The sequence below is a fragment of the Paenibacillus sp. MMO-58 genome (assembly GCF_037146255.1).
In the GTDB taxonomy this organism is placed as follows: Bacteria; Bacillota; Bacilli; order Paenibacillales; family Paenibacillaceae; genus Pristimantibacillus.
The window spans coordinates 279,527-304,005 of record NZ_JBBCVY010000008.1 but is presented as its reverse complement, the minus strand read 5'-3'; the positions used below and the strand labels follow the sequence as shown (position 1 = coordinate 304,005).

Below are 24,479 nucleotides of genomic sequence, written 5' to 3'. Positions count from 1 at the left end.
TTCCCCCCTATCCTGTTTTCTTTAAACCGCGTGTTCTGTACAAAGCAGCCTCGGAAGCCGGCACATCCATAAAGAGCTCGTCATACCGCTTGTGATATTCCAAAATAAACTTTCGGCTGCCTTCATTTTGGGATATTCGCTCCTGGATCTCCTCCGGCACATCGGAGTTCCGTGCAAGCTCGCGGATCGCGGATTGTTCCATGAAAAAGTACACGCGAACGTTGGTGTTTTCCCACATGCCGACCCCTTCTGCCGTATCGAGCATAATGGCCGGTGTATTGCTGCCTAAGATCATCATGCCGTTCCATTTCCGAATCGCGGTATACCAGTCAAAAATAGCTCTGCGGAGCTCCGGATTTTTCAGCTGCCGTTGCCCTTCATCAACGAGTACGGCGGAGAAATAGACGCCTTCAAACTTCAGCTTTTGAATATTGGCGTTAACCACGTCTATGGCCATCGACATTTTCAATTGCGCTTGCTTCGCGGTTTCATCTTCTTGCCCCTCAGCACCTGAACCATTCCCTACTTTGTAGACGACAAGCGGTGCATGCTGGAATGTCACCGATTCCTCCAGCTGGAACATGTTATCGTAAATCCCAATGAAGTAGATTTTTACTTTGTCGTAGAGTTTTTTCGCATCTGCGTTCCCGCGCTCGACTTCCGCCTCTATTTCAGCAAATAATCGGTGAATGGTTGGCCGCTCACCGGTGAACGTCTCCCAGGTGGACATATCTTCGCGATTGATGCCGGCATTTACAAATACGCGGCGAATCGCTTGGCCGGCTTCAAAGACTTCCTGCTTGGACAATCCATCTGCAAGCAGGGAAAGCGTCCGGATCCCACTGTTAACCGCCGCCTGGTAACGGCCACGATTATACGCCATACACTCCTGATCTAATTCCGGAATAGCTGGCAATATGGTAAGCGGTTCAAAGTATCGCCCATTATTGGCCGTATGATCGATATAAACGCCGCCAACCTCTTCGCACAAGTCGCGCCACTCACCGTCTAGGTCAAAGACAAAAACGTGAACGCCTTCATCCAGGAGCGAGTTAACCAGGGCTTTCATAAAGAAGCTTTTCCCTTCACCGGTCTTCCCAAATACGGTGAGGTTTTGTGCGCGGCTGTCGTTTGGATCGCAAAGGTTAACGAAACAAAAAGAACCATCCTCGGTCCGCCGGCCAATGTAGAGGCCTTGATCATCGCTAAAGGTTCCCCGCGTCATTGGATAGGTTCTCGCCGCTGCGCCTTCTGTGGTTACGCGGCCATAATGGGATTTAAGGAAAAACTCACTGTCTTTCGTTGTGAGATCAGCCACGACACTCGTCTGACGTGCCGCCTCCAGCTGCTCATACTTCAGACTGTCGAGCTCACCGCTCATATTATCGAACCAGTTTTTCAGCGTTGCCTCGGCCGCGTTCAGCTGATGCTCTTTGGGCGCGGAGATGGTTAGAAACGTCCATACATCGACGAGCTTCCGGTTTTCTTGTATCGTCGAGTCTCGAAGCGCCAGGATCGTATCCAGGGCTTCTACTTCCGCCTGCCGCGCCGGATCGTGCATCGTCTGCCCTTCAATGCTTTTCTGCAGACGAGACATTTTATTTTTCATCTTCCAGTTAAACGAGATATCCGCCGGCGCGTACCGGATCGTTTTATGCAAGGTAGCCCCTTGCGCACGCATCAAACTGTCCAGCGCATCCAAATAACCGGCCAAAATAATAGGCGGATAATCCTTCACCTGCAGCACCCGAACCAGGTTGCCGTTTTTCGAATCGCGGCCATTAACTACCGCATTTACGATCAGATGTTTTTTCTTCTTCCGCCAGGTTTTAACCAGCTTTTTCGTTGCGGTTAGCATACGGCTTCCCTCCCTTAAAAATGGCCTTTATGTCATGTTCCAACGCAATTGGCCGGCCTTGATAAAGCCGCTGCCTCGCTTCCGGGAATACCGGCAATGTTCGTGTAATAGGTGCTTCCATATGTTCCTGAATCAGCTTGGCTAGAGAAACTTTCGGATCGTCCTGGTTCAACCATACCTCGCCCGGCCAATCCTTGGCATGCGGCTCCCATTGCAGCCAATGATGGTAATCGCTATCCACCACCGCAACCGCAACGCCTTGTGCGAGCAGCTGCTCGCGGTTTGGATAGGCCCAGGGCAGATCCACAATAACCGTTCCTTTTTTCTTGAATTCGTTTAAAGCGGTGATAATTTCTGCTTCCTCCGGAGGACGTTCCTGATCCATGGTCCAAATCGACAGCCCTGGAACGTTACGTGAGCTCCACAAAGCCCCTCCAAAGCAGCCTTCCGCCGGCAGCGGATTAATGACCGTTAGCACCCCGCGATCCGGAGAGAGGTCCACCAGGTACACCGGCGAATCTTCTGCAGCGTAGCTAACGGCCATATTCGCAGCCAGAAAGGTTTGCCCACTGGCAGCAGGAGAGGTTAAACATACAACCGGAGGTAGCGGCAGCTCTTCGATAGATTCTGCGGCAGCCGCGGCCTCCTGAACCGTTTCAATAGGGTTTTCCTGATCGCTTGCTGTTTCTACTAGCTGCTTAGGACGTTTACGGCTGCTTAAGGCTGCTTTCAATCGATTCAGCATCGCAAGCCCTGGACGCTTCTTGCTGCGCCTTAACTCTTCAGGAATGACGATGACCGGTGCCGGCAAGATCTCGGCTGAATCATCGAAAGCATCTTCCGTTTGCTGCCCTTCCAGATTCTCCAATAGCAATTCCGCCACCGGTTCAACGGAAACGATCTCTTCTTCGATGGCTGCCGCTTTCTTTCTCCGGACAAATAGCCCTTTCAGCCATTTGAACAAACGCTGTAGAGGCTTTCTCTTTTCTCGAACTTCTTCTTGTTCTTCTTGTTCTTCTTCCTCTGCCTGGTCGCCTGGAATCTCCGCTGGTAAAAGGGAAAGCTCTTCCTCCTCTGACCAATCGCTGCGTTGTTCCATCCAGCTGCGCCATGCCCGCGCATCCAGATAACGGGCGATAATCTCGGTGAGCTCGTAGCCGGACAGGAGCGTGAATTGATGGCCCGATTGCTCTAAATGACCAATGATCCGATCCCTTCGCTCCCGAATATCCGCTAAAATACGAAACCGCCGAATCTCTTCTTTGGAGAGCTCCGGCGGTTCATCATCACGCTGGCGAATCGTCAGCTTATATTCATCGATCGTGAGGCGAAGGATATATTCACTTCGCATCGCTTTATCTTTCTTGACCAGCTGCTGCCACTGCGCCATTCGGTTCGCCCGGATACGAGCGATCCCTTCCGAAGAGGCAGGACGGCTTGCTTTGGCGTCCCAAATATCATACCGGTAATCCGGAATCTGCTCCGCGTGGAGATCCGCTGTAAAGCCCTCTGAAACGGTTGTTCGGAGGAACGATTCAAAGCCGGCTAAACGCAGACGTTTTTTTCCGTAGGTGGCCGTCTGCCAGGGTGGAGCTTTTACGCGATAGACGATCTGCCACGTATTTCCGCTTTTATACAGCCAGCCATCTTCCTCGCTGCCTAAAAGCTCTACAAAGGAAGCGGCATCCCCTTCCTTTTTGCTCCTCCCATAACGGATCATCCGTTGTCGCCAGTACGGCCATTTGGCCAGCCGTCCTAAAAAGCTGGCCAGGGCAACCGCCACAAACCAAATGATTTTAAACCAAATCGCGATCGGCAATAAGAAGGGAAGGCCGCCAACGACAATAGCCGTCCCTATGATCCAAATGAAATCTTTTAAGGATAAGCCCAAAAAGGCAATATCTTCTCGGATATCCCCCATAAAGCTGGCCTGCAAAAGATCCGCCTCGCGGTTCTCGCGCGTTTCTTCTGACATTTACGCTTCACCTCCTGCTCGATGCTGCGTGAGCATATCTTGCTGCAGTTTCTCAAAGCTGCCCATATCCATTCCATTGACCGGCGCATGACGACCATAATCGACCGGCACGCCGTCCTTAATGACTTTTATCGTACCGTTCCTCGTCCGCCAGAATGGCGTACGGTCCTTCCGATAAGCCTCGTATGCTTTCGCAAACGCCTCGCTATACTCCTCTTTAAGGAGCAGGTGATTGCCGCCCACCTCGACCTGCATGCCGCTTAGCAAGGTTGTATGCGTGCCCGATTTCTTCCAATCATTAATCATACCCTCCAGGAAGGAGCTACCTTTCGGCATATCATAGCGCACTTGACGGACCGTCTCTTTGGACATATCCGCTAACACCTTTTGGGCCTCCGCCGCATGTTTCGCCGGTACCCAAAGTTCATCGTCTCTCAACTGCACATCCTTAGCCCAGGAGATCGGCTGCTCTTGCAGGTGTTTATGCAGCTGCTCCGACTTACCTGCCGGCACTTGCATACGTTCATAAGAAGGTAACGCTTTGTGAATCGCATCCGCTGCCACCTTTGCCGATTTGGTTTGATCGAGTGTCGTTACTTTTTTCTGCATCAGATCCACAAAAGCCCCATCTTTGGCTAAACCGTGATGGATCTTAGAGGCGAATAGCTGATGATTGCCGAGCTCCTTCACAATGGGATCCACTTGATCCTTTACAAATAATTGGCCGCTAGCAGCATGCCACTGCAGCGCATTTTCGCCAAACTTCTTCTGCAACGTCTGTACTTTGGCCGCCATGCCGGCGTGCTGATCTGGCGGGAAGTGAACGAGCGCAGAGGACGTAAATCCTTTTGGCGTAAGTTCCCGCCGGATATGCGCAGCATCGCTCATTATGAGTTGTTCGCCGCTAGCGGTAATGGATGGCGTTTCGGTGACCACCACACTGCCGCTTTCTTTCATCCATTCGGTCGGTTCCTCATAGTTCACGCCTCGCAAGGCTTCTGTCGTGCCCAGCGTGAGATCCGAAGCCAAGCGATCACCCATAATGCCCTTTCCGCTCGCAGCTTGCTTCATACGCTGGCCCACATCTGAGATCTGGCGGCTTTTCTCTGCCCATCCCAAGCTTCGCTTTTGCAACCCTTCCATACCGAGCCGCTTACCGGTCCGGTTTAGACCATTAGAGAAGCGTTCCCCCCATTGACCGGCCCGTTCCACTGTTACCGCACCGCCCAGCGTCATTGGAGAGAGCATCGCTTGCCATACGGGCCGGATCCAGAAGAAGTAGAAGCCAATAAGAAGCGCGATGACACTAAGGACGCCAAAGACGATCGGCGGGACCCCAATATCCGATGAGAGCCCCATGCCGCTGCCGTAATTCGTTTGAGAGCGAACAAAAATCCCCCAATATAACGCGCAGGCCAGGCCGACAAGCAGCGTCCGGATGTAAATGTTACCGAAGCCGACTAAGGTCTCCAGCTTGCCGGTATAGGCCGTTACCGAGATCCAGCCGGCAACAAACATGGCCAAAATCATGAGCAGCAGCGTTTTCATGACGGATACCAGGAATAACGGAAGGATTTCGAAGAAGCATACAATCAGCAGCGTAAAAATACCGCCTTCGGTTTGGATTGTAAGCTCGCCAAGCGATTGCCCCGCATAGGCCGGATCGGTAATTGCATCGGACCCAATAATGATGGCCTTCAGTACTTCTTCGCCGGTTAATCCCTGGTAATCGATCTTCTCTTCCCCTACAATCCCCTCCAGGGAGGATTGCGTGAGCCAGTTGACCCCCACATTCAAGAAATTAAGAATAGTTAAACTGAAGATGATCGCAAAAAAGCTAACGATAAATCCAACGAGCAGCTTCTTCATGTCCTTTTTGCCGGAAATGACTTTCCAGGCTAACACACCTACACCGGCCATGATGGCCACAAGGCCGATAATCGTAAAGGTGGACCAGGTATGATAGACAAGGCCAATCTCTGCAACCCTAGGCGTAAACAGAAAGCTTTTTCCGAAGGCCCCAAACAGCGGCGCCAGCATTTCATCCACCATTTTTACGACCAGGCCGTCAATCGCGTCTTTAATGAGCTGGCCGCTCATCAGATCTTCGAAGGATTTCGTCATGTTCTTGACGCTATTAATGACATCCTCGACCCAATTCGGAATCAATATCGAACCACCGCCGGAATCCTCCGAATCTTTTTCACCGGTAGCAGCTGCTGCATAAGCATTCGGAGCGATTGCCTGGAATCCAAAGCCTACGACCAGGAAAAACAACAAGCCTAGCGCAACATAGCGCTTCTTCATCCATGCCACCCCGCATTTTGCATTGTCTTATAAATTTGTTCAAAGATAAGGAACACCGCGCCGGCCATAAATAAAAGGATGAGCATAAGCGATATGCCCATCCTCTTCCAGAAGGGAGGATCGTTTAACCTGGCGGTTCCTGCGGAAATCTTTAACATGCGTACAGATAATTTCACAATCCAATAAACAAAAGCACCCAGACAGAGCAACGTAGCAAATGTCCCACCGATAACAAGCACCCAATCCAGGCTGCCCCAAGCGCCTGGATCGATGGTATACATTTTTTTCATTTGCGGAAGATACTTATTCATTGGCTAGGCCCTTATTCCGTTGTACCGGTACCGATATCCTGGTTGCTTGTCCAGTTGTAAATTTGCTCCAAAATGTCAAGGAATGCACCGGAGATAAACAGGAAGATGAACAGAATAACGACGCCAAGTTCAATCCAAAACATTTTATTGTTCAGGCTTTCTTTCCCTCGCGCTACTTTCAAAATAAAGGATGCTGCTTTCCAAATACAGAATACGAGCGTACCAATGACGACCAGCGTGAGCGGAATCATAATGATATAGAACAGCCAACCTAAGTTGTTCAGTACGCCCCAGTTAAAGCCCATTTCCTTTTTCAGCGTTGTAATCGGGTTATCATTTGTTTTGGCTGCTGCCATCGCCATAGAGGCCCGTACAAGGAACAAGAGGCCTGACATAACAATAATGGTGTACCACTTTTTCACGTTATCCACTTCTTTCTTAGGTAGTTTCCTAGGCAAACCCTAGGTTAAGCGTGCTTTGTATCAATTTTCCTTTATTAAATCCTAGTATAATTCTAGGATAGCCCTAGCCCCAGGTACGATCTGAGTGCTGGTACAAGTTGCCACTATATACAGCAGCCACATCGTAATGCTAACTAGCCAACAGCTGCGTGCGATCGTGCGCTCGACTAAGCCACCATTATCAAAAAGATGCAAAGCAACTTTGACTTTTGGCAGAAGAAACGAATGGATTCCTTCTCGTCCGAATAAATCCCCGGCGAGATGCGCCCACCAGCCAATTACAGCGCCGGCGCAAATCGCTTGTACCCACCAGGCTTCCCCTTGCGCAAATGTCCATAGCCCCGCGCTAAGCGCAATCGCAAACTCCGGCGTATGAATCAGTCCACGGTGCTGGATGACCGGCATAAGACAGAGCGCTACGCCGGCGAACGCGGCGATCCACGGCCAATCATAGAGCATATAGGCCGTGAGTAGTCCTGCCCCTCCTGCCAAGAGCAGTAAGCTTCTTAGCTTGGATAAGGAGAAGGCGAGTATTCCTGTACCAAGTAAGAAAGGCGCACACGCTGTAGCTTTTTCCGGAAGCGCGTAACCGACTTGCGGCAGCAGGAAAAGAATAAGCCCAGCGATAAGGAGTAACCAACCAAGCATCCAAGCGCCTTTTCGTTTGCTACTGGAGAGCTGCAGCAGGTTACTTGCTGTACTCGTCTTATGATCCAGATCCGGAGCAAGTGAGGCAGCAGCTACAGCCGCCAGGTACAGCACCGATGAGCAGATCGCCTGCCAACTGGATCCCGATGATACATACGGGTTTAAGTAAGGACTTACTAACGCTGCAGAACCGATGGCCACGCCCAGGGCCACATGTCCTTTTTTATTCATGTAAGATCACCTCTTTTCTAGGCATAAAAAATCCGCCTGCGCGTTCTTCACAGACGGTCTAATTGGATCTTCGTTTTGTTTTAGCCACCTGGCTGCTTGCCAATGGGCTTTGGTAGCCGGCATACCGAAGAAGTAGCCTTGCATATAGCGTACGCCACAAGCAAGCAGCATGTCCCGCTGTTTGGCGGTCTCTACACCCTCTACAATGAGCTGCAGGCCAGCGTCCATACAAAACTGAACGGTTTGCTTTACAATTGCGTATGCGCGTTTATCGGACGCCATACGCTGCGTGAATAATCTGTCCAGTTTAATAATGGATGGAGAGAACCAGTCTTGAACGAATCGATCCAAGTTAGAATATCCTCTTCCGTAATCATCAATGGCAAAGCGAATGCCTTCATCGCTCAGCTGCTCGATCGTTCGCCGGCTGCTCGGCGTCAGCGCCATTTTCTCCGTCATTTCGAATATGGTTCGGCTGGCTAGAGGGACGGAAACCTTAATGCCTTTTAACGAAATCTCCGTGCGGACATTAATAAATAGCAGCTCATCTTGTAGCAGCAGCTCTTCGCCTTCATGAATCACTTGCTGAATAATCGCCTGATCGAGATCTACTGCCTTGTTTTGTCTGGCTGCTGCTTTGAAAAGATCCATCGGTTTCTTACCAGAAGGGCTACGTACCAAAGCTTCATAACCCAAAACATTACCGCCTACGACATCGATAATCGGCTGATAGCACATGTACCATTCCATGCAGCGTCTCCTTTATCGCCGGCGCGCGAACATCCCTGGCCGTTTGATTTCACCCATACCTAGGATCTCAGCCAGAGCATGCCGCGTTTCATCCGGTAAATTCTCATGCAGTGCATCTGCCACCGTAGGCATAGAAAAGATGGAACGCCCGAGCAGCACCTCTTCGAGTTCCTGTCGCATCGCTAAGGTGGCATGAGGCAGCACAATTCGCCATTTCGCCTGTTGTTGCGGATAGCTTCGGCAGAGTTGTACTAGATCCCGTTGCCGCCATTCTGCGCCGGATCCGACAAGGACCGGTATATGAGACCGGAAAAAGTGTGATTGCACATCCGTCTGCTGAATATCTCCCAGGTCCAAAATAACGTAGCGGTATTTTTCGCCTATAGTATCCAGGTAGGCCAGTTCAGCAGTTCGTTTAATAAACGTGATTCCGTCTGTTTCAAACCGGTGCTTGTGGCTGATTAAGCCACTCTGTACATATTCCAGGTAATCAAAGCACGGACGGGATCCGGCCTCCCAAATGGCAACCGGTAAGCGGCTTTGCGCCAGATAACGAGCAAAGAGTAGCGCTTGATGAGTTGCACCAGCACCCGGAAAAGCACTGGCCACTGCAATAATGACCGGTCCGTTTTGTTGCCAGGAAGGCATGGGTACTTGTTCCGGATCCGGAGAGAGAACAGGAGCAGAAAATAAGGAATCTTGTGGCTGCTGCAGCTCCTGCAGCTTACGTTTCCAGGTGGCTTGTTCCCATACCCACTGCGCACCTAGCGCTGTCCACCGGCGAAGCTCATTAGGAGAATCCTCTTTTGCAATTACCGCTATCGGTAACCGCATTTCCATAACATCCAGCAGTTCAAATAAGTTTAACGCAGCTTCTTCCGGAATAATGACAAGATCGGGCTGGAAAAGTCGCAGGACGGTTTCGGCCTGCGCTACATTGGGAAGCGAAAGCAACTTGATATCCGGATGAAGCAATTCTTCTATTTCGAGTCCAATGAGTACAACTTGCATAATTCTCCTCCTTTCTACGCAACAAGCCGCGTACCTTTGTAGGTTCGCGGCTTGTTTGCCTTTTACTTTACGTTATTAGAATATCACGGTTTTTAAAGCGGAAAGTATGAAAAAAGTAAGAGTTTTAAACGGTAAATTGAAGGAAGCGAATGCGAGATAGGATGATGAAAATATTATAAAACCTTACTACATACAAAACCCTACTACTACCTGTCCCATCATGCTAGATTAGACGCGGGATTTCGGACATTTTTATGAAAAGAAACAGAACAATTCATCATTTGAACGAATTTTATCAGAAAGGATACGGAAATGAGCTAATAAAAACAGAATCATTCAAGGTCCTTCTATCAGGACCTTGAAACGCCAGAAAAATCTATACTTATCCCCGGATTGAGCCACATACCATTCTGCTTTATTTCGAAATACCGCATAAAGTGACGTTTTCACCTGATTTTTAACATAAATTGTTAAGTGGGATGATGGATTTTGATTGATAAGCAAGGAATTTGTAGAAAACGAATGAGGAGAGAACGAGTTCATCTAACTGCTAGACAGTAAGCGTGGTTTTTAGTGGGAACGACAAAAAGCTCTCGCTTTTAGGAGAGCTGTAGATTTACATGGGATTGAATGAAGAAGGAAAGATCAAAGCCGATCGGCGGATCTATTATGGCTTTCCATTTCGGCAGCCTCTTTATTTCCGCCTTCAGCCAATCATCAACTTCAATAATTGGCTTGCTCTTTAAGAGATCATAGGCATTATGTAAGGCTGCGAAGAAGGCTTCCGGATCCGCACCAATATGGAGCGCCTGGCGGCGATACTGCTCTACCGATAGAACGTCTTCAAGCTCTTCCAGCTGCAATGAAGGCTTATAATAGTCCAGGGTATTATAAACAGCTGGACGGCTGTAAGTGGATCTCATTTCGGCTGCAGCTGCCCAGCATGCACGTCGGTAAGCTGCCTTTGGAACGCTGCGCATTGATGCACAGAAGGCGTCCATTTTCTCTGCCGGCAAACAAGCGAATAAACCGGTTTGTTTCAGTGTGCCGAGCAGGAAGGACGATAAACGATCATGAAGCTCAGCTTTAATCGTATCCAGGATATTACCTGTAAAGCGGCCAGTCTCCGCATATAGGCGTCTGAGCCGATCTACAACAATATGCCAGTAGCTATCGGTCTTATCTTTCAGCAAAAGCGCAAGTTGCCGCATAGGACGGCCTTCATCCATCACGGCGTATTCTCCTATACCGGCATGCTCAAGCAAGCCTTCTAAACGACTCAGAAGGCGCTTATAGCTCTTCTTGAGTGGTAAGCGCTCATGATACTGGCCCCCACGCTCATAGCGCGGCATAAGGGCCTTATTTACTTGATAAACCGCTTTAGGTTCGCCTACGACATTGGTCTCGGTCCGCATGACTGAAAAGAGCGGCTTACCGGCGAATGTCATTTCGCCAGCTTGTTTCAGCAGCCCTTTAACATGGCTATATTCATAGCGGTGCAGGAACGGCGCCAAATGTTCAAAGCCCCATTGCAGGTTCCGCTCATAATCTTGTCCTTGCCTTGCGCAGGCATAATAAAAAAGCTTTTGCAGAGCAAGTGGCTTGCGCGTAAAAGCACGGCTAAACACAAGGGAAGGAAGAAATACCAGGCGGCCGATCTTCCCCGTTTCCGGATCGATGGTATGCTGCAGCGTGAGCTCTAAATGACCAAATAGCTCATCCTGGCTAACGGTCACTAGGCCCAGCAGCAGAAACTTTTCATAAGCAGCGTAAAACTGATCTTTATTTACCGGTTCCTCATAGAGCTCTTCCATTCTCTGATACAAGAAATGGCGATTAGGTACTTCCTCGAGCTTGCCGTTATACGCATAGACATGAAGCATGGTTGCGAGCTGCAGATCTGCTTTTGTCATATGCCCAAGCAGACGTCCTTTGCCATTAGCACGAATATGAAACATCTTACGATTGTCATAGTCTTGCTCCATGGCAAAAAATGCCTGCAGGAAGAGGTTGCTAAATACAATTGGCTTATGGGTTGATGGCAGGCTAATGGGCTTGAGCAATTGTTTCAGCATAACCGTCCTCCTTCTAGTTGTCGAATATCATATGATGCGCAGCGCCTGCGCTATCGTAATTATAGCTGTTTTTTTCAGCTCATAATATTTTTGGCGATTAAGAAAGAGCTCTTCCTCATAGAGGACCTGATCATTCTTTTTCTCTGTAACAAAATACTTCGCTTTAATGATGCGCATCTGATCATAATCAAGTGCTTGCAGAGCTCTTTCGATCGGAGCTAAGCGGTTAGATATGCTGTCGATTTCCCGTTCAATGTTCTCGAGTCGTTCCAGCGGCTGCAAGACGGCTTTCTCCACCGGCTTGCTAATAACGCCTGATCCACCACCGCCGTTATAACTCGCGGTAGTTGACGTCTCTGCCGGTGTACAAGTACGGTTCTGGTACTCCCATTCCTGCTCAAGTCGTTCCTTCCGCCGCTGCAATCGGTAGTACTCCTTTAACATCAGCTCCGTTACGCCGACATACTCTTCACGTTTAGGGCGAGGCAGGTTCAGCTCCAGTTGTTCAAAATGACCTTTCTCCGCTAAATAACGCTCGATAATCGCATATTCAGAAAGAATTTTGGCATCTACAAGCGGCTGCTTAATTTTCTTATTGAGCTTCTGATAACGAATAAGCAGCCAGTCCATAGGTATCAATGTTACATTTTGGTCTGTAATCTCAATGTTTCTCAACAGTATCCCTCCCCGATCTGGTTTAGGCTGATTAGTTTTTCTCTGATCAATCCGGAATAACGTACCTTGTTCGTATTCCTTTTGACACAACGGACAGCGGAAACGCTCGTTCGAAATAAAGTCGCAAATCTCGCCACAGTCACAAATCAATCAGGTCTCCTCCTCTCTTAGAAGCTGTAGCCTGCCATCATCAGGCGGAGTAGGCTAATTCTTCGTCATCATGTAATTATGATTGAACGTGCCCCGAGTATATCATGGTCAAAAATAGTTCGAGAAACAGGATTGTGGAAACCGGCCCCCAAAACATAGGTGAGCGTTTCAGCTGTACCGTTACTTATCTTTTTCTGCTTTCTTTTTTTCCTCGCATTTTTCACAGATACTGTCTATCCGCGGTTCTTTCATATCTTCCAAACAGACAAAACAAAACGGTTCCACTTCAGTTCACCCTCCCTAGTGAGTTAAAAAATAGCCAATACTAAGAGCAATGCAAAAAGGGACTACGTACCGCATAAAATAATCAGACATATACGTGCACCGCCTATTTGAATGGTGATGTTATTTAAAGATCCGCTAGCTCATCAAAACCGTTGAAGACACCACTTAACAAAAGAAAGCCATCTTCTCTGACTATTAATCCCGGTACATCCTGGCCATAATTTTCATTCTCCAGTAAAAAGACTGTTTGATCATCCCACAGCGTCTCATCGATTACGCAATAAGTTCCCATATGTCCTTCAACGCTAATTCTTTTTGAATCACGATGAAGCATGATATCCCAACCTCTTTTCTTCAAATGTCAAATGCTTTAACTGGATTTCATTGCTGTACAAAATTCAAGCCAATCCTTATGCGTCAGGCCAGCGTTCCGCAAAGCCTTCTCAATTTGTGAGGTGGTAAGCGTTGCGTAAAGATGTGTGAATAGCAATGAAAAGCGCTTGTCCATTCCCTACCTTCCTTTCAAGTATTAGTGATTTGTTTTAGCAGTTCTGCTGCCTTTACTACCTACCTGCAGGAATGTTTTCTCCTCTATGACAATGCCCTGCATAAGCCCAACCATCCGACGTTTTCTTCAATGTCGCGTACGTAGCTTTGCCCCCAACATGGCTATAGGGTTCCCCCATTTGAATGAGGCTGCTTGTCCATGTAGTCGGTGGAAGTTCATTTAGAAAGTGATTGACCATTTCTTCATCAACGAGATCTCCAATTTTCAAAAAAACATGTAAGTCGCCTTTCCAATCCGCATAGCGTTTAACCATAAATTAACCTGCCTTTCATTAACTACTGCAGCATTGCAAAATAACCGCAATGACTGATATCGAGATCCTGATCTGTAGCGACCTGTACGATAAATGTTTTATCGTCTAAGTGGAGCACCAGCTGCTCACCTGCTTTTAGCCGCAATAATTCATCCTTATACGGGAATTTTGGATCTTCCTTCATCTACTCATCCCTCCTTGTATGCCGCCAGCTTATATTTCATTTGCTGAACAATAAGAATGTCTAGCGCCTGGCTTGCTTTCACCACATCCGGATGTATTAAGTTGAAATCATGTTGTTCGGCCAAGCTTTCCATGCACTTTCTGCTTGTATGAATGGCTTCTTTGATTAAAAAAGCCGTTACAAAAGTGGACCGGCCTATTTGCGATCTCCTCCAATTTTTAAGGATAAGTATCACAAAGACATGCTCATCCCTTGTTTAATATCAGATTGAAAGCAACCAGAAGTAACATAAGGAAAAAGACTAAAAGCTCTTAGAATAATTTAGGAGAAAAATGGATAATTGATTTGTTTATATTGCGGATTAATAAGAGGAAAGTGTATATTAGAGGTGTTCGCACTCTAATATTTTTTCCCTTAAAAGACGATCGACTGCAATCGATTGTCTTTTTTCATTTACCCATAAAAGTTGGTAAAAAGAAGTTTACACTCCTTTTTGAGAAGATAATTTCACTTTTGTGAGCAGATTAGCCAAATTCAAAAATTTCTTCAAAACTGGCATCAAGCAGAGCTGCCATTTTTTTCGCAATCTCTGGACCAGGATTTCTTTGACAATTAACAATTTGACTCATATGACTATCTGAGACGTCAATAGCTCGACTATAACTACGGACACTGTACCCTTTTTTTAAAATTCTTTGTCTTAGCATTTCAGAATTTTTAACAACTATTTTCATAGTAAACTCCCTTCTTCAAGCATGCTTACAACAAGCACTTATGTGACTGATTTTAAGTGTAAATAGACACATTTGCAAGCACTTTTTTAATGAAAGCGTGAGGGCTTGTTTATTATTGTGTGTATAATATCATTGAGGTGATTACATTTGGAAGCACGGGATTTTGGATCTTATCTTAGATCACTTAGAAAAAGGAAATCAAAAAAACTTACCATTAGGCAATTAGGTGCCTATTCTGGCGTATCAAATTCATATATTTCACAAATCGAAAGGGGAGAACGCGGAGTACCTTCACCGGATGTATTATTAAAGTTAGCAAAGCCCTTGGGGGTCTCTTATGAAGAATTAATGACCCATGCCGGATATATAAACTCCCCTTCGAATAAACTCATCATAAACGAGCTAGAAGTTGATATAGGCGATCCTGGAACACCTGAACGCGAGACGTTTACAAAATTGTTCCTAAAAGATTTCTATGAGCTACCCGATGAAACACAAAAGCAAATACATGAGTTAATAAAAACTTGGAAACCAATAAAAAAAGACAATGAGTAAAAGGTCTACTCAAAAAATTTCAATGAATGACGAGTCATTAATTTCTAGTATTTCATTTATGTGATTCATTAAATTATTAATTTCTTCTTTAGAAGAACACATTAGTAAAACTGATAATTCATGTTCTGTCATATGTTAATTCTCCTTTAGACTTAATATATTTACCCTCGCTAACATTTGAGGTAACTGTAAGTTAATCAAACCTTTATAAAGGAGTTTTCCAAATGGTACTCCCTCGAATGGGGAGATGCCGTTTGTCTGAACACCTCAATCGAATAGGAATGTCACAAGCGGAATTCGCTAGAAGGATTAATCTTTCTGAGCCTGTCGTTTCAAGACTCGTATCCGGCCAAAAAAAGTTAAATTTAGAACGAGCACTTCAGGCATCCTATATTCTAGCGTGTACTGTAGAAGAACTATACGAATTAGAGTTTCAATAGACGAACGGCACTTGCGCAAATCGCGCAACCCTTCGAGCTAATCTTGTCCTATAGGACAAGGATATTGTGAATTTCACTCCACTATCCCCTCTTATCCCCTCTAAGACCATCAAACTTAAATTGCACAGGCTCTTCTTTTATATAATGCGTAACAACACCTGTTTTCGGATCTACACTTAAATCTGCGTTTTCAGAAAGACCAAATTGCCCCTCTACAACGCGCCATAACTTCTCTTTTTCGTTGTCTAAATGGTCCGTCCTATCCTCGAACATTTCTTTCATGCGGCGCTTTAATGCCAATTCAAGTCGATGATGCTCGATCGCCATTTCGTCCTCTAGTGCCTGTTCCTTGCGCATATGTTCTTTACATTTAGCCAGCAGCTCAGGACTAACTACACCAATCTCTGTACCTTTTCCTCGTTCGGTCTCTTTTTTCTTCTCTTCTAGTAAACCTTCCAAGCGATTGTTAATTAAACCAAAATAACTGTTCTCCACGAAAGCCATCCCCTCACATATTCTTTTTATCTTATTGAGCATGCGCGAAGCGAACAGCATTTTGTTTATCAATTAAGACATGCGGCTTTTCTGTGACAAGGTACACCTTCTTAGCAGTGGTAATCACTGAACCATCACCAAATCCATACGGCTGCGAAGAGATATCTTGAATCTCGGAAATAGCGATAGAAGTTTTTTTCCCTGGCGTCGCAAATTCTGTTACTTCAATTGTTTTCATCATATAAGTCTCATCCTTTTCCTGTAATTTAGACACGAAAAAGACCGACACGCACTCCTAATAAGACCCTCAAGTAAAGATGAACTTTACAGGGGTATTATTACAGGAGATCGTGTCGGCCTCGTTCGGATTTATTACTCGTCGCAATTGCCGATGATCATTTTACACGGGATCTTCAAGACTATCTTTCTCGCATCTATCTGACTGTTGTGTGAGGTGGAATATGCAATTTTGTTTTTTCTAGTTGCTATTGTCAAACAATAACTCAATATTCTTGTTCGTCCTAATAAGGATGATCTGAGAGCTGCAATCTTCTGAAAAGTAACGCGTCATTACCTCTTCTACCTCGATCCCTGTGCCTGGTAAAAGCTCTGGAATCTCCTTACTGAAGTCGGCTTTTATAAATGACGCTAGCTGTTCAAGAAAGGTATTATATACCGCTTGCTCTGGATGATCTCTCATAACCTGATGATGAAATAATTCAGGTTTTGTATAGTGTGCGATGTACTTCACAACTATAAAATCATCCATTACTTTGACCTTTGTATCTTCAGGTCCGACATTAGAGAAGTCTCTACGGAACTTTGCAGCTTGTTTAGATAGCACTCTCTCAAACGTGCTAAGGTTCATTACTAATTACCTGCCTTATCTGAAATCTTAGGTGACTTTTGAATCTGATAAGAAATGCAATCAGGTCTTATAGCCCTATTTTAAACGCAGGTTAACTTCTTTGTAAACGACCGTTCGCGTTTACTTGAAAAGTCCTTTACAAATATTGAATTATGTGTTATGTGAAGATGAATTAAAAAGCAGCTGGCCCGTATTATGGGACAGCTACTTTGTAAACCGATCTAAATGCGTACTGAGGCGCCTCATATGACTTTTTGTTATGGAGCATTTGGCAGAGGTACGAGTAGGGTTCTCTTCAAAGTAGAGCCATCTGTTCTTTTTATCAAACTTTTTTACCTTGTCTATATTAACAGCAGCATTACGATCTACTTTTTCAAAAGGAAGATCCTCTACCTCCCACAAGAGATCCAACCAAAACTCAAACTTACCGAGTTTGAATTCATCACCAGCCGGCATAACCAGCCATACGCCACGTTTTCCCTCATGGTCGCCATCATAATGGAAATAGAGTATATCCTTAAATGGGAAGCCGTGAAGGTCGGGACGCTCGCGATAAATAAACTTACGTAGTGCCTCTAACTCTTCCGTCTCAGCCATGAAGTAACTCAATCCTTTTTAGTTCTTACCACCACCACCAGGTAATGCCGAGCGTTGTAACAGTACCGGTAGAAGGTTGTTTAGTTGTAGTAGGCGCAGCTGCGCTAACTGTCGATGCCAAAGTTGTCAGCATAACAGCCATCATAATTGTGATTACAAATTTTTTGGCCAATGTAAATTCCCACCTTTCCTTTTACTTTTATAGTTTGCAAACTCTTCCTTTTCCTTGTGAATCGCAAACCATAAGATAACTAAAAATAGTGCAGCTAAAATTACGGAAGCAATGACTAGCGGCAATGAGAAACTAGCATCATCTGAATAGTCCATAACCAGAATTATGCTTGAAAACGATAAAGCAGATAGTCCGATCACTGGAGGAATAATATACTTCTCCCATTTAAACTGCAGCTTGTCGAACTCTCTTGTAAAGCCGATACCGTACTTGTTCAGCAGCCATGTTACCCCAAAAAGAAGTAAACCTGTTACGGAATCTAGCAAGTAATTTCTCCAGAGATGTTGTTTTAGTGCCCCAGCGGAAAAAAAACCGAACGAGCAGTAAAGCAAGATGATCTGAATTAAAAACGGAGCTGCATTCGCGTACATGGAGAGAAGAAACGACCAAAAGACCGGGATCTTCCTAGGTTTCTTAAACACGCCTAAAAGAAAGCAAAAAATAATAGTGAACGAGAGCAACGGTACGATAAAAGCGAGTCCAACTTTCGGTGCTATAACTAAGTAATTAATTATGGCACTTCCAAATGATATAGAAATGACTACCCCCACGGATCGCTTGTTAAATCTGAGGCGCCAGGAGGCCATCATGAAAAATATCATGCCGAGTGCCGAAAGCGCCTGCGATATAACGAACCAGTGGAATATCAAATAATTCACCTCCCCATATAGGGTATATCGACAGGTCAGAGAGCTCTTGTGATATATTTCATAGCTAAATACAACCCAATCATACGTTATTTTGTCATATTGTGTCGATAAGTGGATCCAGATTTTTCTTGTTTGTTAACTAACACGAATGTCTCCTATCGTTCTCTCTCTTTGGTAAACGTCTCTATTACCAATGAGAATTTCGCGAGAATTTAAAAGAGCGATCGCCGAAAACAATCTACTGATGGCTGAAAACACAAAGCCAATTAAGCCATCTTCAGAGCAGTTATGTATCTTTGAACTTTTAAAATGAGTATGTATGGCTTTTTTTACTACATCCGATAATTCACCTGCGTATTCTTTGATGCTGCCTATGTAATCTTTACCTGCGTTATTTTTGTAAGCTAACATAACCCTTGCCCATAAAACTTCGCTTAAATGCTCGCTGCCAATAGGTAGTGTTCTTTTAAACCATTCCGGAACCCAAATTTTATTCTTGAAAGGTAACGGAATCGATTTAATTTCACTAATACGATTTAAATCTTTATTTTTAGGAAGATCTTGTTTTGTAAAGGAATTGTTTTCAGGGGTGACAGTAGGGGTGACATTTTCCGACCGGTTATCCCCAATATCAACAGATTTCGGTTGAATAACAATAATGTTTTGAAGCTGACGGCCTTTGCTGTCGAAGACTTCGAAAGTACGCGTAATGCCGAGTTTGCAAAGTGTTTTTACCCATCGCTGAACTGTGCGAACATTGACTTCGAATTCTTCAGCCCAATTCGCTAGGCTTCTGAAACTTACACCGGTATGTTCGTCTTTACAGCTGTAGTGTTCTAATTTGTGCAGAAAGGCCTTTATTTTACCTTCTAAGCCATGGAGCTCTATGTAGGAGTGAACGGTATTGTTCATTTCTCTAACGCTGCTAAAAGACTTGTAGCGCGTTGCAATCATAGTAAATATGCTGGACATAACAAAAAACACCTCTTCGCAGAATAAATGTTCGCGATAGGTGTCGGCCCAATAATAACCTAGGTTGAAAGTAAGAATCAGTCAAAGATATGGTAAAAAAAGTGCATAGAAATGCCCTGATTTATCTTTGATTTTACTATTCAACTTATGGTATAATGAAGTCAATTACAAACCCATTTGTGTTAGACTTCATTATTGGAGTCCGACGGAAAACCACCTTTGGCGAGGTGGTTTTTTTCATTTCCGCGACTTAAAATGAAAAATTTATAAAGTCATTTGAACAACCTCATTTTGTTGGGGTTGTTTTTTCAATGTTGGATGAGTGACTAGTTTCAATTCTCGTTCATACTCTCTTTGAATTACTTCGCGTGCTTTTGGGTCCTCGATCTCATCTAACAGTTTGTGAACGAGGTTTTCGATACGGCAAAATCTAACCTGCTTTAATCGATGCCTTTTTTCAGGTTCTAGGCTTGGACGTCCCAAAACTCATCCCCTCCTCATTTGCAATTTCTGCGCATGTGTAAAAGTTGACTTAAATTCTATTCTATACTAACCTCTTAAATTCCTTCTGTCATCTTAAATCGATTTACTATTTTTTTATTTGCCCCTTTGGTCAGCAGAGCAGGCAGCCAAATTCTACCGCGTGCGGCGGATCCGTACGATCTCTTGCCGTCGTGCCGTCTGCCCTTATCAATGGCTGCAGATCAGTACGATCGTTCGCAGCTGCCGCCTGCCCTTATCGCCGGCTGGCGATCACTCGCCGCCGGCTCAGCGCAGCTGTAGCCGGCCCCTATCGCTCGCGGATCTGTATGATCGCTCGCCGTCGGCTCCGCGTAGCTGCCGCCGCCCCTATCGCCGGAGGCGGCTCCGTGCGATCGCTCGCCGCCGGCTCAGCGCAGCTGTAGCCGGCCCCTATCGCTCGCGGATCTGTATGATCGCTCGCCGTCGGCTCCGCGCAGCTGCCGCCGCCCCTATCGCCGGCTGCGGATCCATGCGATCGCTCGCCGCCGGCTCCGCGCAGCTGCCGCCGTCCCTATCGCCGGCTGCGGATCCATGCGATCGCTCGCCGCCGGCTCTGCGCAGCTGCCGCTACCCCCTATCGCCGGAGGCGGATCCGTATGATTGCTCGCCGCCGGCTCTGCGCAGCTGCCGCTACCCCCTATCGCCGGAGGCGTCGCCGCCGGCTCCGTGCAGCTGCCACCGCCCATATCGCCGGAGGCGGCTCCGTGCGATCGCTCGCCGCCGGCTCCGCGCAGCTGCCGCTACCCCTTATCGCCGGCTGCGGATCCGTATGATCGCTCGCCGCCGGCCTCCATAGATCTTGACCAGGGCAGCAACTGCAGATCAACCGCGTTTCCCCCGGCCAGCTCACGCGATCGATCCTGCACCTGATCACGTACGAAATAGACTCCCCGCCCTTTGCTGTAACTGTGGAAGGGTTTTCCTGTCATATAACGAATATAACGTGCAGGAGGTCGATACAATGAAACGCTATACATCTAAAGAGGTTGCTGATCTGCTGGGCATTGAGGCCGTTACGGTGCGAAAATACTCTCTTGCTCTTGAGAAATTCGGGTATAACGTAGAGCGTAGCGATGGGAAAAATCGTGATTTCAGCGAGCGTGACGTTATGGCGCTTAAGTACCTGCAAACGATACGCGCACGGACTAGCATAACAGTGGACGAGGCTGCACAGCTCGTAGCTAATAGGGAATTGAACGATATGCATTCTGAATCAAATATCGTTCGTAGCGTTGAGGACGCCTTTTCTGGCGATATAATCAAACGCTATGAGACGCGCTATAGCGAGCTAGAACGTAGCGTAGAGCAATTTGTAACCGTTACAGCTGCGCAGCTGAAGCAATTACAAGAAACGTATGCTACTGAAGCCATTAGATTGGCAGAGGAGCATCGCCTGCAGCAGATCAATGACCGGATCGCAGAGCGACGCGTTATCCGGCAGCTGGAGCGTGAAGCGTTGCAGGAATGGCAGAAGAAACCGCTAACTGAGCGTATGCGGAAGGTTGGTTTGTTCCGGAAAGAGGAAGACTTAGCAGCTCGGGAGCTTTTCGTCCGTGATTACGTAGATGAACGATTTGATCAACAGCTGAGAGAGGCTTTGAGTTGAAAAAGTACAATCACATTTACATGTAATTTTACATGAAAAAAGTGGTAGACAAGCTCGAAAACCTGTTATATACTGTAAATGTGATTGAACAAATGAATGCACTTTTACAATACAAATCAAATATAACCGAAAACGGGAGGAATTAATTTTATGGCGATTAAAGGGAAAATTCAAAAATCAAAATTTAAACAGATCGATATCGGGTATGGGTACCTGAAGTTCACAGACAAGGACGGAAAGGTTCGGAAAGAAAAAGCGGTGGTTGGCGTATTGGGAGAATCCCTGAGTCCTGCAGAGTCGCGTGATGTTGATATTATTAAAGTAGACGGTATCGAATACATAATTGGTGATGCGGTTTATAAGCTGGGTCGCAAGCCTTTGACGGCAAACGAAAACGCTGGAAGAGCTGCAAACATTGCTTATAAGGTGCTTGCAATCTACGCATTGGCTAAGACGCATACGACGGGTGAAAAAGTGGAGATCGTAACAGGCCTTCCTTATCAAAACCTGGACGAAAGCGATGATGTTAAGGCGTTGCTAACGAATGAGCATTCTATCGAGTTGAACGGAGAGGAGATCATTATCTCTGTCAGTAGGACAAGCGTTTGCTCACAAGGCCTTGGCACTTACTTTACAATAATTCGGCAGCGCGGAGGCGAGATTCTTACTCGTAAGATTCTCATTGTCGATCTAGGGTTCCGGACGATTAACTATATGCCTGTTAACGCAGGTGATATCCAAGAAGAAATGGTTCGGACGAACCGAGAGCTTGGGATTCAAAATGCGTATCGTGTAATCGTCAATGCGATCAATAAGGAATTTAAAACAGCCTTCAAATACTATGAAGTGGATGAGCTCTTAGACGTTGGAGTACCGCGCCAGGATCTCGATAAGGGTCTCTACTATGAAAATATTAAGGAACGTCCATATGTAACGGCAGCATTCGAGCAGTACGCTAAAGAGGTATGGGCAGATATCATCGACAAATACGACGAGGGCTATCTCGAAGATCTGTCCGAGGTCATCTTTGCCGGAGGAACAGCAGATCGTGTTAAACTGCAGCTCGGCCAAGCAAGAAAGGTGTTCTGCAGCTTTATTGAAGACTCGCAGGATGCACAAGTTCTTGGATACGTAGATGTAGCGAAAAAGATCGAAGAAGCTGCGGAGGCGGCAGCAGCATTGGAGGAATAACTACATGTCAAAGCGCAAAGTTAAACAATTATATTTTACTCGACATGATTCGGATCTCTGGGAAGCGATCCAGAGTCTTCCGGAGGGCGATCAGAATCACGAAATGAGGAAGGCGTTGCGAGCTCATTTTCTAGGCGAAGCAGCATCGCTTCCGTCGATATCCCCACAGATCAAGCCGGATCTGAAGCCTTCTGACACTCCGAAAAATGAAGCAGCAGTAAGCAGCGCCAAACTTCCAGGTAGTTTAGTTAGATAGAATAAGACCTGGCGTAAAGACCAAGGAGAAGATTACACTTCTCTTTGGTCTTTTATTTGCCTGAAACCGAGTTAACCTCTTGCATGCCAGCACTTCCCTTGGTTCTGGTTGATTAGTCAATGATACAATTGGGATAAAGGGAGGGACGGCACCATGAACACAGCGCCACAAGCAATGCTCCTTGAGAAGCGAGAAGAACCGTTCGATGATCCACGGTATGTATTCGAGCCAAAGATTGACGGCCACCGGCTTTTGTTAGTGAAGGATGGCGACACAGTAAGGCTTTGGACCCGCCATGAGAACGAGGTTACGCAGAAGTATCCTGAACTACACGTTCCACCTTTGAACTGCTCAAGTTGCATTATCGATGGTGAGATTGCATATGTCGATCCTACAACGGGAATGATTGACTTTGAAGCTGTAATGGAACGATTTAGAATGGCAAAGCAGCCTATGATTCAGGAAGGCATGCTCCGACTACCGGTGCAATACTTCGTCTTTGATGTGCTCGAAGTTGACGGCAGAGACGTTCGCCGGCTGCCACTTACTAAACGAACAGAATTACTGGATTCGATCATGACAGAAACAGATCACTTCAGGCGAGTAATGCAGATCGATGGCTGCGGAAAAGATTTGTTCCAGGTCATCCAACAGAAACAGTTAGAAGGAATCGTCGCCAAGCGCAAGGATAGCTCTTATGTTGGGCGTCGGTCGGACAATTGGCTGAAGATGATCAATTACACTTACGCCAATGTGAAGATTGCAGGATATAGAAAGAATGAATTCGGTTGGCTTGCTCAGCATAATGGTCGTTCAGTTGGGATAATTGAGCTGGCCGTGCCAGGCAATCATCGAAAAGCTTTTTACCGGATCGCCCAGGACATTGTGATTGGCGAGGATAAAAACTTCGTTTACGTGAAACCGCTCATTACTGCCCGGATCCGGATGCGAAACTGGTACAAATCCGGTATGATGCGGACGCCCGAATTTGTGGAGTTTGTCGTGTAATATCAATCACTTGATTCGGAACGTATGTTCGCTATATAATCGCCATTGAGGTGATTGAATGGACGGACATAGACCTATGGTTCCGAGTTATGAAGAACTTCTTACGATCCGAGATTCTTGCTTAGTACCACAAATGATGAAGGTGATTCAGAAGAATCGAACAGACATGGAGTATACGGATAATACGCTAAAAACGCTTTATATATGGGCAGCCGATATGTTATGGGAGAAGCTAGAGCAAGACAATAGGAGACTTAAAGCTGAGCTGAAACGAATTGGCTGTAAGGTTGTAGAATCTAAGCGGCATGATGATCCATCAGCGGTGTACTATGATTATTGGTTGCGGGGATATCATGATGAATTTGGCATTATGAAGATGTTAGTCGTTTCAGAAATGAGCATGCGGCTCAGTGGATATATTTCAAGAGTGAAGGAAGATTACAAGCCATCTAAGTCTTGACTGTAAGAGCCTCGGAACGTAGCCGTGGCCCAATTGCTACAGCTCCGGATCCGCCGGCGCGTGGCCATCGCGGCAGCTGCAGATCAACCAGGCGGAGCGATGGAACGGTCGCCGGCGCGCGTGTGGTCATCTCGCGGCAGTTGCAGATAAT

At 46.3% G+C, this 24,479-nt stretch carries 29 protein-coding genes; 7 read left to right on the top strand and 22 right to left on the bottom strand.

The genetic code is table 11. The features are described from left to right. Nucleotides 1-7: 7 nt before the first annotated feature. The 15 genes from WFJ73_RS23515 to WFJ73_RS23450 form a co-directional block, all read right to left on the bottom strand. On the bottom strand, nucleotides 8-1,858 hold the full coding sequence (locus WFJ73_RS23515; protein WP_336775395.1) for a VirB4 family type IV secretion system protein: 1,851 nt from the start codon (nucleotides 1,856-1,858) through the stop codon (nucleotides 8-10). Then, nucleotides 1,830-3,833 (bottom strand): hypothetical protein, encoded by a 2,004-nt coding sequence (locus WFJ73_RS23510; protein ID WP_336775394.1) that lies wholly within the window; start codon nucleotides 3,831-3,833, stop codon nucleotides 1,830-1,832. The genes WFJ73_RS23515 and WFJ73_RS23510 overlap by 29 nt, the downstream gene beginning before the upstream one ends. After that, a complete protein-coding gene (locus tag WFJ73_RS23505; protein ID WP_336775393.1) occupies nucleotides 3,834-6,140 on the bottom strand; it encodes a hypothetical protein in 2,307 nt (768 codons plus the stop codon). Beyond that, nucleotides 6,137-6,451, bottom strand: a complete 315-nt coding sequence (locus WFJ73_RS23500) for a hypothetical protein (RefSeq protein ID WP_336775392.1) — start codon at nucleotides 6,449-6,451, stop codon at nucleotides 6,137-6,139. The genes WFJ73_RS23505 and WFJ73_RS23500 overlap by 4 nt, the downstream gene beginning before the upstream one ends. A gap of 11 nt (nucleotides 6,452-6,462) precedes the next feature. Further along, complete coding sequence (locus WFJ73_RS23495) at nucleotides 6,463-6,873, bottom strand: hypothetical protein (protein ID WP_336775391.1); 411 nt, start codon at nucleotides 6,871-6,873, stop codon at nucleotides 6,463-6,465. Between the two features lie 81 nt (nucleotides 6,874-6,954). Then, on the bottom strand, nucleotides 6,955-7,791 hold the full coding sequence (locus tag WFJ73_RS23490; RefSeq protein ID WP_336775390.1) for a metal-dependent hydrolase: 837 nt from the start codon (nucleotides 7,789-7,791) through the stop codon (nucleotides 6,955-6,957). Nucleotides 7,792-7,797: 6 nt separating this feature from the next. Further along, nucleotides 7,798-8,541, bottom strand: coding sequence for an EAL domain-containing protein (locus WFJ73_RS23485; RefSeq protein WP_336775389.1), 744 nt, complete (start codon nucleotides 8,539-8,541; stop codon nucleotides 7,798-7,800). Nucleotides 8,542-8,553: 12 nt separating this feature from the next. After that, entirely contained in the window at nucleotides 8,554-9,552 is a 999-nt protein-coding gene (locus tag WFJ73_RS23480) for a hypothetical protein (RefSeq protein ID WP_336775388.1), read from the bottom strand. Nucleotides 9,553-10,151: 599 nt separating this feature from the next. Continuing rightward, a complete protein-coding gene (locus WFJ73_RS23475) occupies nucleotides 10,152-11,627 on the bottom strand; it encodes a hypothetical protein (RefSeq protein ID WP_336775387.1) in 1,476 nt (491 codons plus the stop codon). A gap of 27 nt (nucleotides 11,628-11,654) precedes the next feature. After that, nucleotides 11,655-12,302 carry a hypothetical protein gene (locus WFJ73_RS23470; RefSeq protein ID WP_336775386.1) on the bottom strand — a complete coding sequence of 216 codons (648 nt, stop codon included), beginning with the start codon at nucleotides 12,300-12,302 and terminating at the stop codon, nucleotides 11,655-11,657. A 559-nt stretch (nucleotides 12,303-12,861) separates the two neighbouring features. Further along, entirely contained in the window at nucleotides 12,862-13,071 is a 210-nt protein-coding gene (locus WFJ73_RS23465; RefSeq protein WP_336775385.1) for a hypothetical protein, read from the bottom strand. A gap of 229 nt (nucleotides 13,072-13,300) precedes the next feature. Beyond that, entirely contained in the window at nucleotides 13,301-13,558 is a 258-nt protein-coding gene (locus WFJ73_RS23460; protein ID WP_336775384.1) for a hypothetical protein, read from the bottom strand. Between the two features lie 22 nt (nucleotides 13,559-13,580). Beyond that, nucleotides 13,581-13,742 (bottom strand): hypothetical protein, encoded by a 162-nt coding sequence (locus WFJ73_RS23455; protein WP_336775383.1) that lies wholly within the window; start codon nucleotides 13,740-13,742, stop codon nucleotides 13,581-13,583. 4 nt (nucleotides 13,743-13,746) lie between these two features. Further along, complete coding sequence (locus WFJ73_RS33470) at nucleotides 13,747-13,977, bottom strand: aspartyl-phosphate phosphatase Spo0E family protein (RefSeq protein ID WP_442955985.1); 231 nt, start codon at nucleotides 13,975-13,977, stop codon at nucleotides 13,747-13,749. A gap of 289 nt (nucleotides 13,978-14,266) precedes the next feature. Further along, nucleotides 14,267-14,476 carry a helix-turn-helix transcriptional regulator gene (locus WFJ73_RS23450; protein WP_336775382.1) on the bottom strand — a complete coding sequence of 70 codons (210 nt, stop codon included), beginning with the start codon at nucleotides 14,474-14,476 and terminating at the stop codon, nucleotides 14,267-14,269. A gap of 147 nt (nucleotides 14,477-14,623) precedes the next feature. Between WFJ73_RS23450 and WFJ73_RS23445 the strand changes: the two genes are divergently transcribed. Together WFJ73_RS23445 and WFJ73_RS33465 are read left to right on the top strand one after the other, a co-directional pair. Then, entirely contained in the window at nucleotides 14,624-15,031 is a 408-nt protein-coding gene (locus WFJ73_RS23445; protein ID WP_336775381.1) for a helix-turn-helix domain-containing protein, read from the top strand. 224 nt (nucleotides 15,032-15,255) lie between these two features. Beyond that, on the top strand, nucleotides 15,256-15,471 hold the full coding sequence (locus tag WFJ73_RS33465; protein WP_442955984.1) for a helix-turn-helix transcriptional regulator: 216 nt from the start codon (nucleotides 15,256-15,258) through the stop codon (nucleotides 15,469-15,471). Nucleotides 15,472-15,552: 81 nt separating this feature from the next. Here the strand turns inward: WFJ73_RS33465 and WFJ73_RS23440 are convergent, their stop codons facing one another. The 7 genes from WFJ73_RS23440 to WFJ73_RS23410 all read right to left on the bottom strand — a co-directional run bounded on the left by WFJ73_RS23440 (nucleotide 15,553) and on the right by WFJ73_RS23410 (nucleotide 19,768). Next, complete coding sequence (locus WFJ73_RS23440; protein WP_336775380.1) at nucleotides 15,553-15,966, bottom strand: hypothetical protein; 414 nt, start codon at nucleotides 15,964-15,966, stop codon at nucleotides 15,553-15,555. A gap of 31 nt (nucleotides 15,967-15,997) precedes the next feature. Beyond that, complete coding sequence (locus tag WFJ73_RS23435) at nucleotides 15,998-16,207, bottom strand: hypothetical protein (RefSeq protein ID WP_336775379.1); 210 nt, start codon at nucleotides 16,205-16,207, stop codon at nucleotides 15,998-16,000. 237 nt (nucleotides 16,208-16,444) lie between these two features. Continuing rightward, nucleotides 16,445-16,834 carry a Na-translocating system protein MpsC family protein gene (locus WFJ73_RS23430; protein WP_336775378.1) on the bottom strand — a complete coding sequence of 130 codons (390 nt, stop codon included), beginning with the start codon at nucleotides 16,832-16,834 and terminating at the stop codon, nucleotides 16,445-16,447. Between the two features lie 204 nt (nucleotides 16,835-17,038). Continuing rightward, complete coding sequence (locus tag WFJ73_RS23425) at nucleotides 17,039-17,431, bottom strand: hypothetical protein (protein ID WP_336775377.1); 393 nt, start codon at nucleotides 17,429-17,431, stop codon at nucleotides 17,039-17,041. A gap of 153 nt (nucleotides 17,432-17,584) precedes the next feature. Continuing rightward, nucleotides 17,585-18,313: a hypothetical protein gene (locus tag WFJ73_RS23420; RefSeq protein ID WP_336775376.1), complete on the bottom strand. Its 729-nt coding sequence runs from the start codon at nucleotides 18,311-18,313 to the stop codon at nucleotides 17,585-17,587. Between the two features lie 135 nt (nucleotides 18,314-18,448). Then, complete coding sequence (locus WFJ73_RS23415; protein WP_336775375.1) at nucleotides 18,449-19,285, bottom strand: hypothetical protein; 837 nt, start codon at nucleotides 19,283-19,285, stop codon at nucleotides 18,449-18,451. A 264-nt stretch (nucleotides 19,286-19,549) separates the two neighbouring features. Continuing rightward, nucleotides 19,550-19,768, bottom strand: a complete 219-nt coding sequence (locus WFJ73_RS23410) for a hypothetical protein (RefSeq protein ID WP_336775374.1) — start codon at nucleotides 19,766-19,768, stop codon at nucleotides 19,550-19,552. 1,000 nt (nucleotides 19,769-20,768) lie between these two features. Between WFJ73_RS23410 and WFJ73_RS23405 the strand changes: the two genes are divergently transcribed. The 5 genes from WFJ73_RS23405 to WFJ73_RS23385 all read left to right on the top strand — a co-directional run bounded on the left by WFJ73_RS23405 (nucleotide 20,769) and on the right by WFJ73_RS23385 (nucleotide 24,328). Continuing rightward, nucleotides 20,769-21,413, top strand: coding sequence for a MerR family transcriptional regulator (locus WFJ73_RS23405; RefSeq protein ID WP_336775373.1), 645 nt, complete (start codon nucleotides 20,769-20,771; stop codon nucleotides 21,411-21,413). A gap of 150 nt (nucleotides 21,414-21,563) precedes the next feature. Beyond that, the gene (locus WFJ73_RS23400) at nucleotides 21,564-22,604 is read left to right on the top strand and encodes a ParM/StbA family protein (protein WP_336775372.1); all 1,041 of its coding nucleotides are present in this window, start codon (nucleotides 21,564-21,566) and stop codon (nucleotides 22,602-22,604) included. Nucleotides 22,605-22,608: 4 nt separating this feature from the next. Beyond that, nucleotides 22,609-22,860 (top strand): hypothetical protein, encoded by a 252-nt coding sequence (locus tag WFJ73_RS23395; RefSeq protein WP_336775371.1) that lies wholly within the window; start codon nucleotides 22,609-22,611, stop codon nucleotides 22,858-22,860. Nucleotides 22,861-23,013: 153 nt separating this feature from the next. Further along, complete coding sequence (locus WFJ73_RS23390) at nucleotides 23,014-23,868, top strand: ATP-dependent DNA ligase (RefSeq protein WP_336775370.1); 855 nt, start codon at nucleotides 23,014-23,016, stop codon at nucleotides 23,866-23,868. Between the two features lie 166 nt (nucleotides 23,869-24,034). Continuing rightward, nucleotides 24,035-24,328 carry a hypothetical protein gene (locus tag WFJ73_RS23385; RefSeq protein WP_336775369.1) on the top strand — a complete coding sequence of 98 codons (294 nt, stop codon included), beginning with the start codon at nucleotides 24,035-24,037 and terminating at the stop codon, nucleotides 24,326-24,328. Nucleotides 24,329-24,479: the final 151 nt, after the last annotated feature.

Coding starts and splice junctions, on each gene's coding strand:
- WFJ73_RS23490 (WP_336775390.1), bottom strand. CDS start 7,791: ATGAATAAAAAAGGACATGTGGCCCTGGGCGTGGCCATCGGTTCTGCA.
- WFJ73_RS23450 (WP_336775382.1), bottom strand. CDS start 14,476: ATGAAAATAGTTGTTAAAAATTCTGAAATGCTAAGACAAAGAATTTTA.
- WFJ73_RS23390 (WP_336775370.1), top strand. CDS start 23,014: ATGAACACAGCGCCACAAGCAATGCTCCTTGAGAAGCGAGAAGAACCG.
- WFJ73_RS23385 (WP_336775369.1), top strand. CDS start 24,035: ATGGAGTATACGGATAATACGCTAAAAACGCTTTATATATGGGCAGCC.
- WFJ73_RS23395 (WP_336775371.1), top strand. CDS start 22,609: ATGTCAAAGCGCAAAGTTAAACAATTATATTTTACTCGACATGATTCG.
- WFJ73_RS23415 (WP_336775375.1), bottom strand. CDS start 19,285: ATGTCCAGCATATTTACTATGATTGCAACGCGCTACAAGTCTTTTAGC.
- WFJ73_RS23515 (WP_336775395.1), bottom strand. CDS start 1,858: ATGCTAACCGCAACGAAAAAGCTGGTTAAAACCTGGCGGAAGAAGAAA.
- WFJ73_RS23500 (WP_336775392.1), bottom strand. CDS start 6,451: ATGAATAAGTATCTTCCGCAAATGAAAAAAATGTATACCATCGATCCA.
- WFJ73_RS23430 (WP_336775378.1), bottom strand. CDS start 16,834: ATGAACCTTAGCACGTTTGAGAGAGTGCTATCTAAACAAGCTGCAAAG.
- WFJ73_RS23435 (WP_336775379.1), bottom strand. CDS start 16,207: ATGATGAAAACAATTGAAGTAACAGAATTTGCGACGCCAGGGAAAAAA.
- WFJ73_RS23480 (WP_336775388.1), bottom strand. CDS start 9,552: ATGCAAGTTGTACTCATTGGACTCGAAATAGAAGAATTGCTTCATCCG.
- WFJ73_RS23460 (WP_336775384.1), bottom strand. CDS start 13,558: ATGGTTAAACGCTATGCGGATTGGAAAGGCGACTTACATGTTTTTTTG.
- WFJ73_RS23485 (WP_336775389.1), bottom strand. CDS start 8,541: ATGGAATGGTACATGTGCTATCAGCCGATTATCGATGTCGTAGGCGGT.
- WFJ73_RS23475 (WP_336775387.1), bottom strand. CDS start 11,627: ATGCTGAAACAATTGCTCAAGCCCATTAGCCTGCCATCAACCCATAAG.
- WFJ73_RS23465 (WP_336775385.1), bottom strand. CDS start 13,071: ATGCTTCATCGTGATTCAAAAAGAATTAGCGTTGAAGGACATATGGGA.
- WFJ73_RS23505 (WP_336775393.1), bottom strand. CDS start 6,140: ATGAAGAAGCGCTATGTTGCGCTAGGCTTGTTGTTTTTCCTGGTCGTA.
- WFJ73_RS23405 (WP_336775373.1), top strand. CDS start 20,769: ATGAAACGCTATACATCTAAAGAGGTTGCTGATCTGCTGGGCATTGAG.
- WFJ73_RS23425 (WP_336775377.1), bottom strand. CDS start 17,431: ATGGCTGAGACGGAAGAGTTAGAGGCACTACGTAAGTTTATTTATCGC.
- WFJ73_RS33465 (WP_442955984.1), top strand. CDS start 15,256: ATGGTACTCCCTCGAATGGGGAGATGCCGTTTGTCTGAACACCTCAAT.
- WFJ73_RS23455 (WP_336775383.1), bottom strand. CDS start 13,742: ATGAAGGAAGATCCAAAATTCCCGTATAAGGATGAATTATTGCGGCTA.
- WFJ73_RS23510 (WP_336775394.1), bottom strand. CDS start 3,833: ATGTCAGAAGAAACGCGCGAGAACCGCGAGGCGGATCTTTTGCAGGCC.
- WFJ73_RS23400 (WP_336775372.1), top strand. CDS start 21,564: ATGGCGATTAAAGGGAAAATTCAAAAATCAAAATTTAAACAGATCGAT.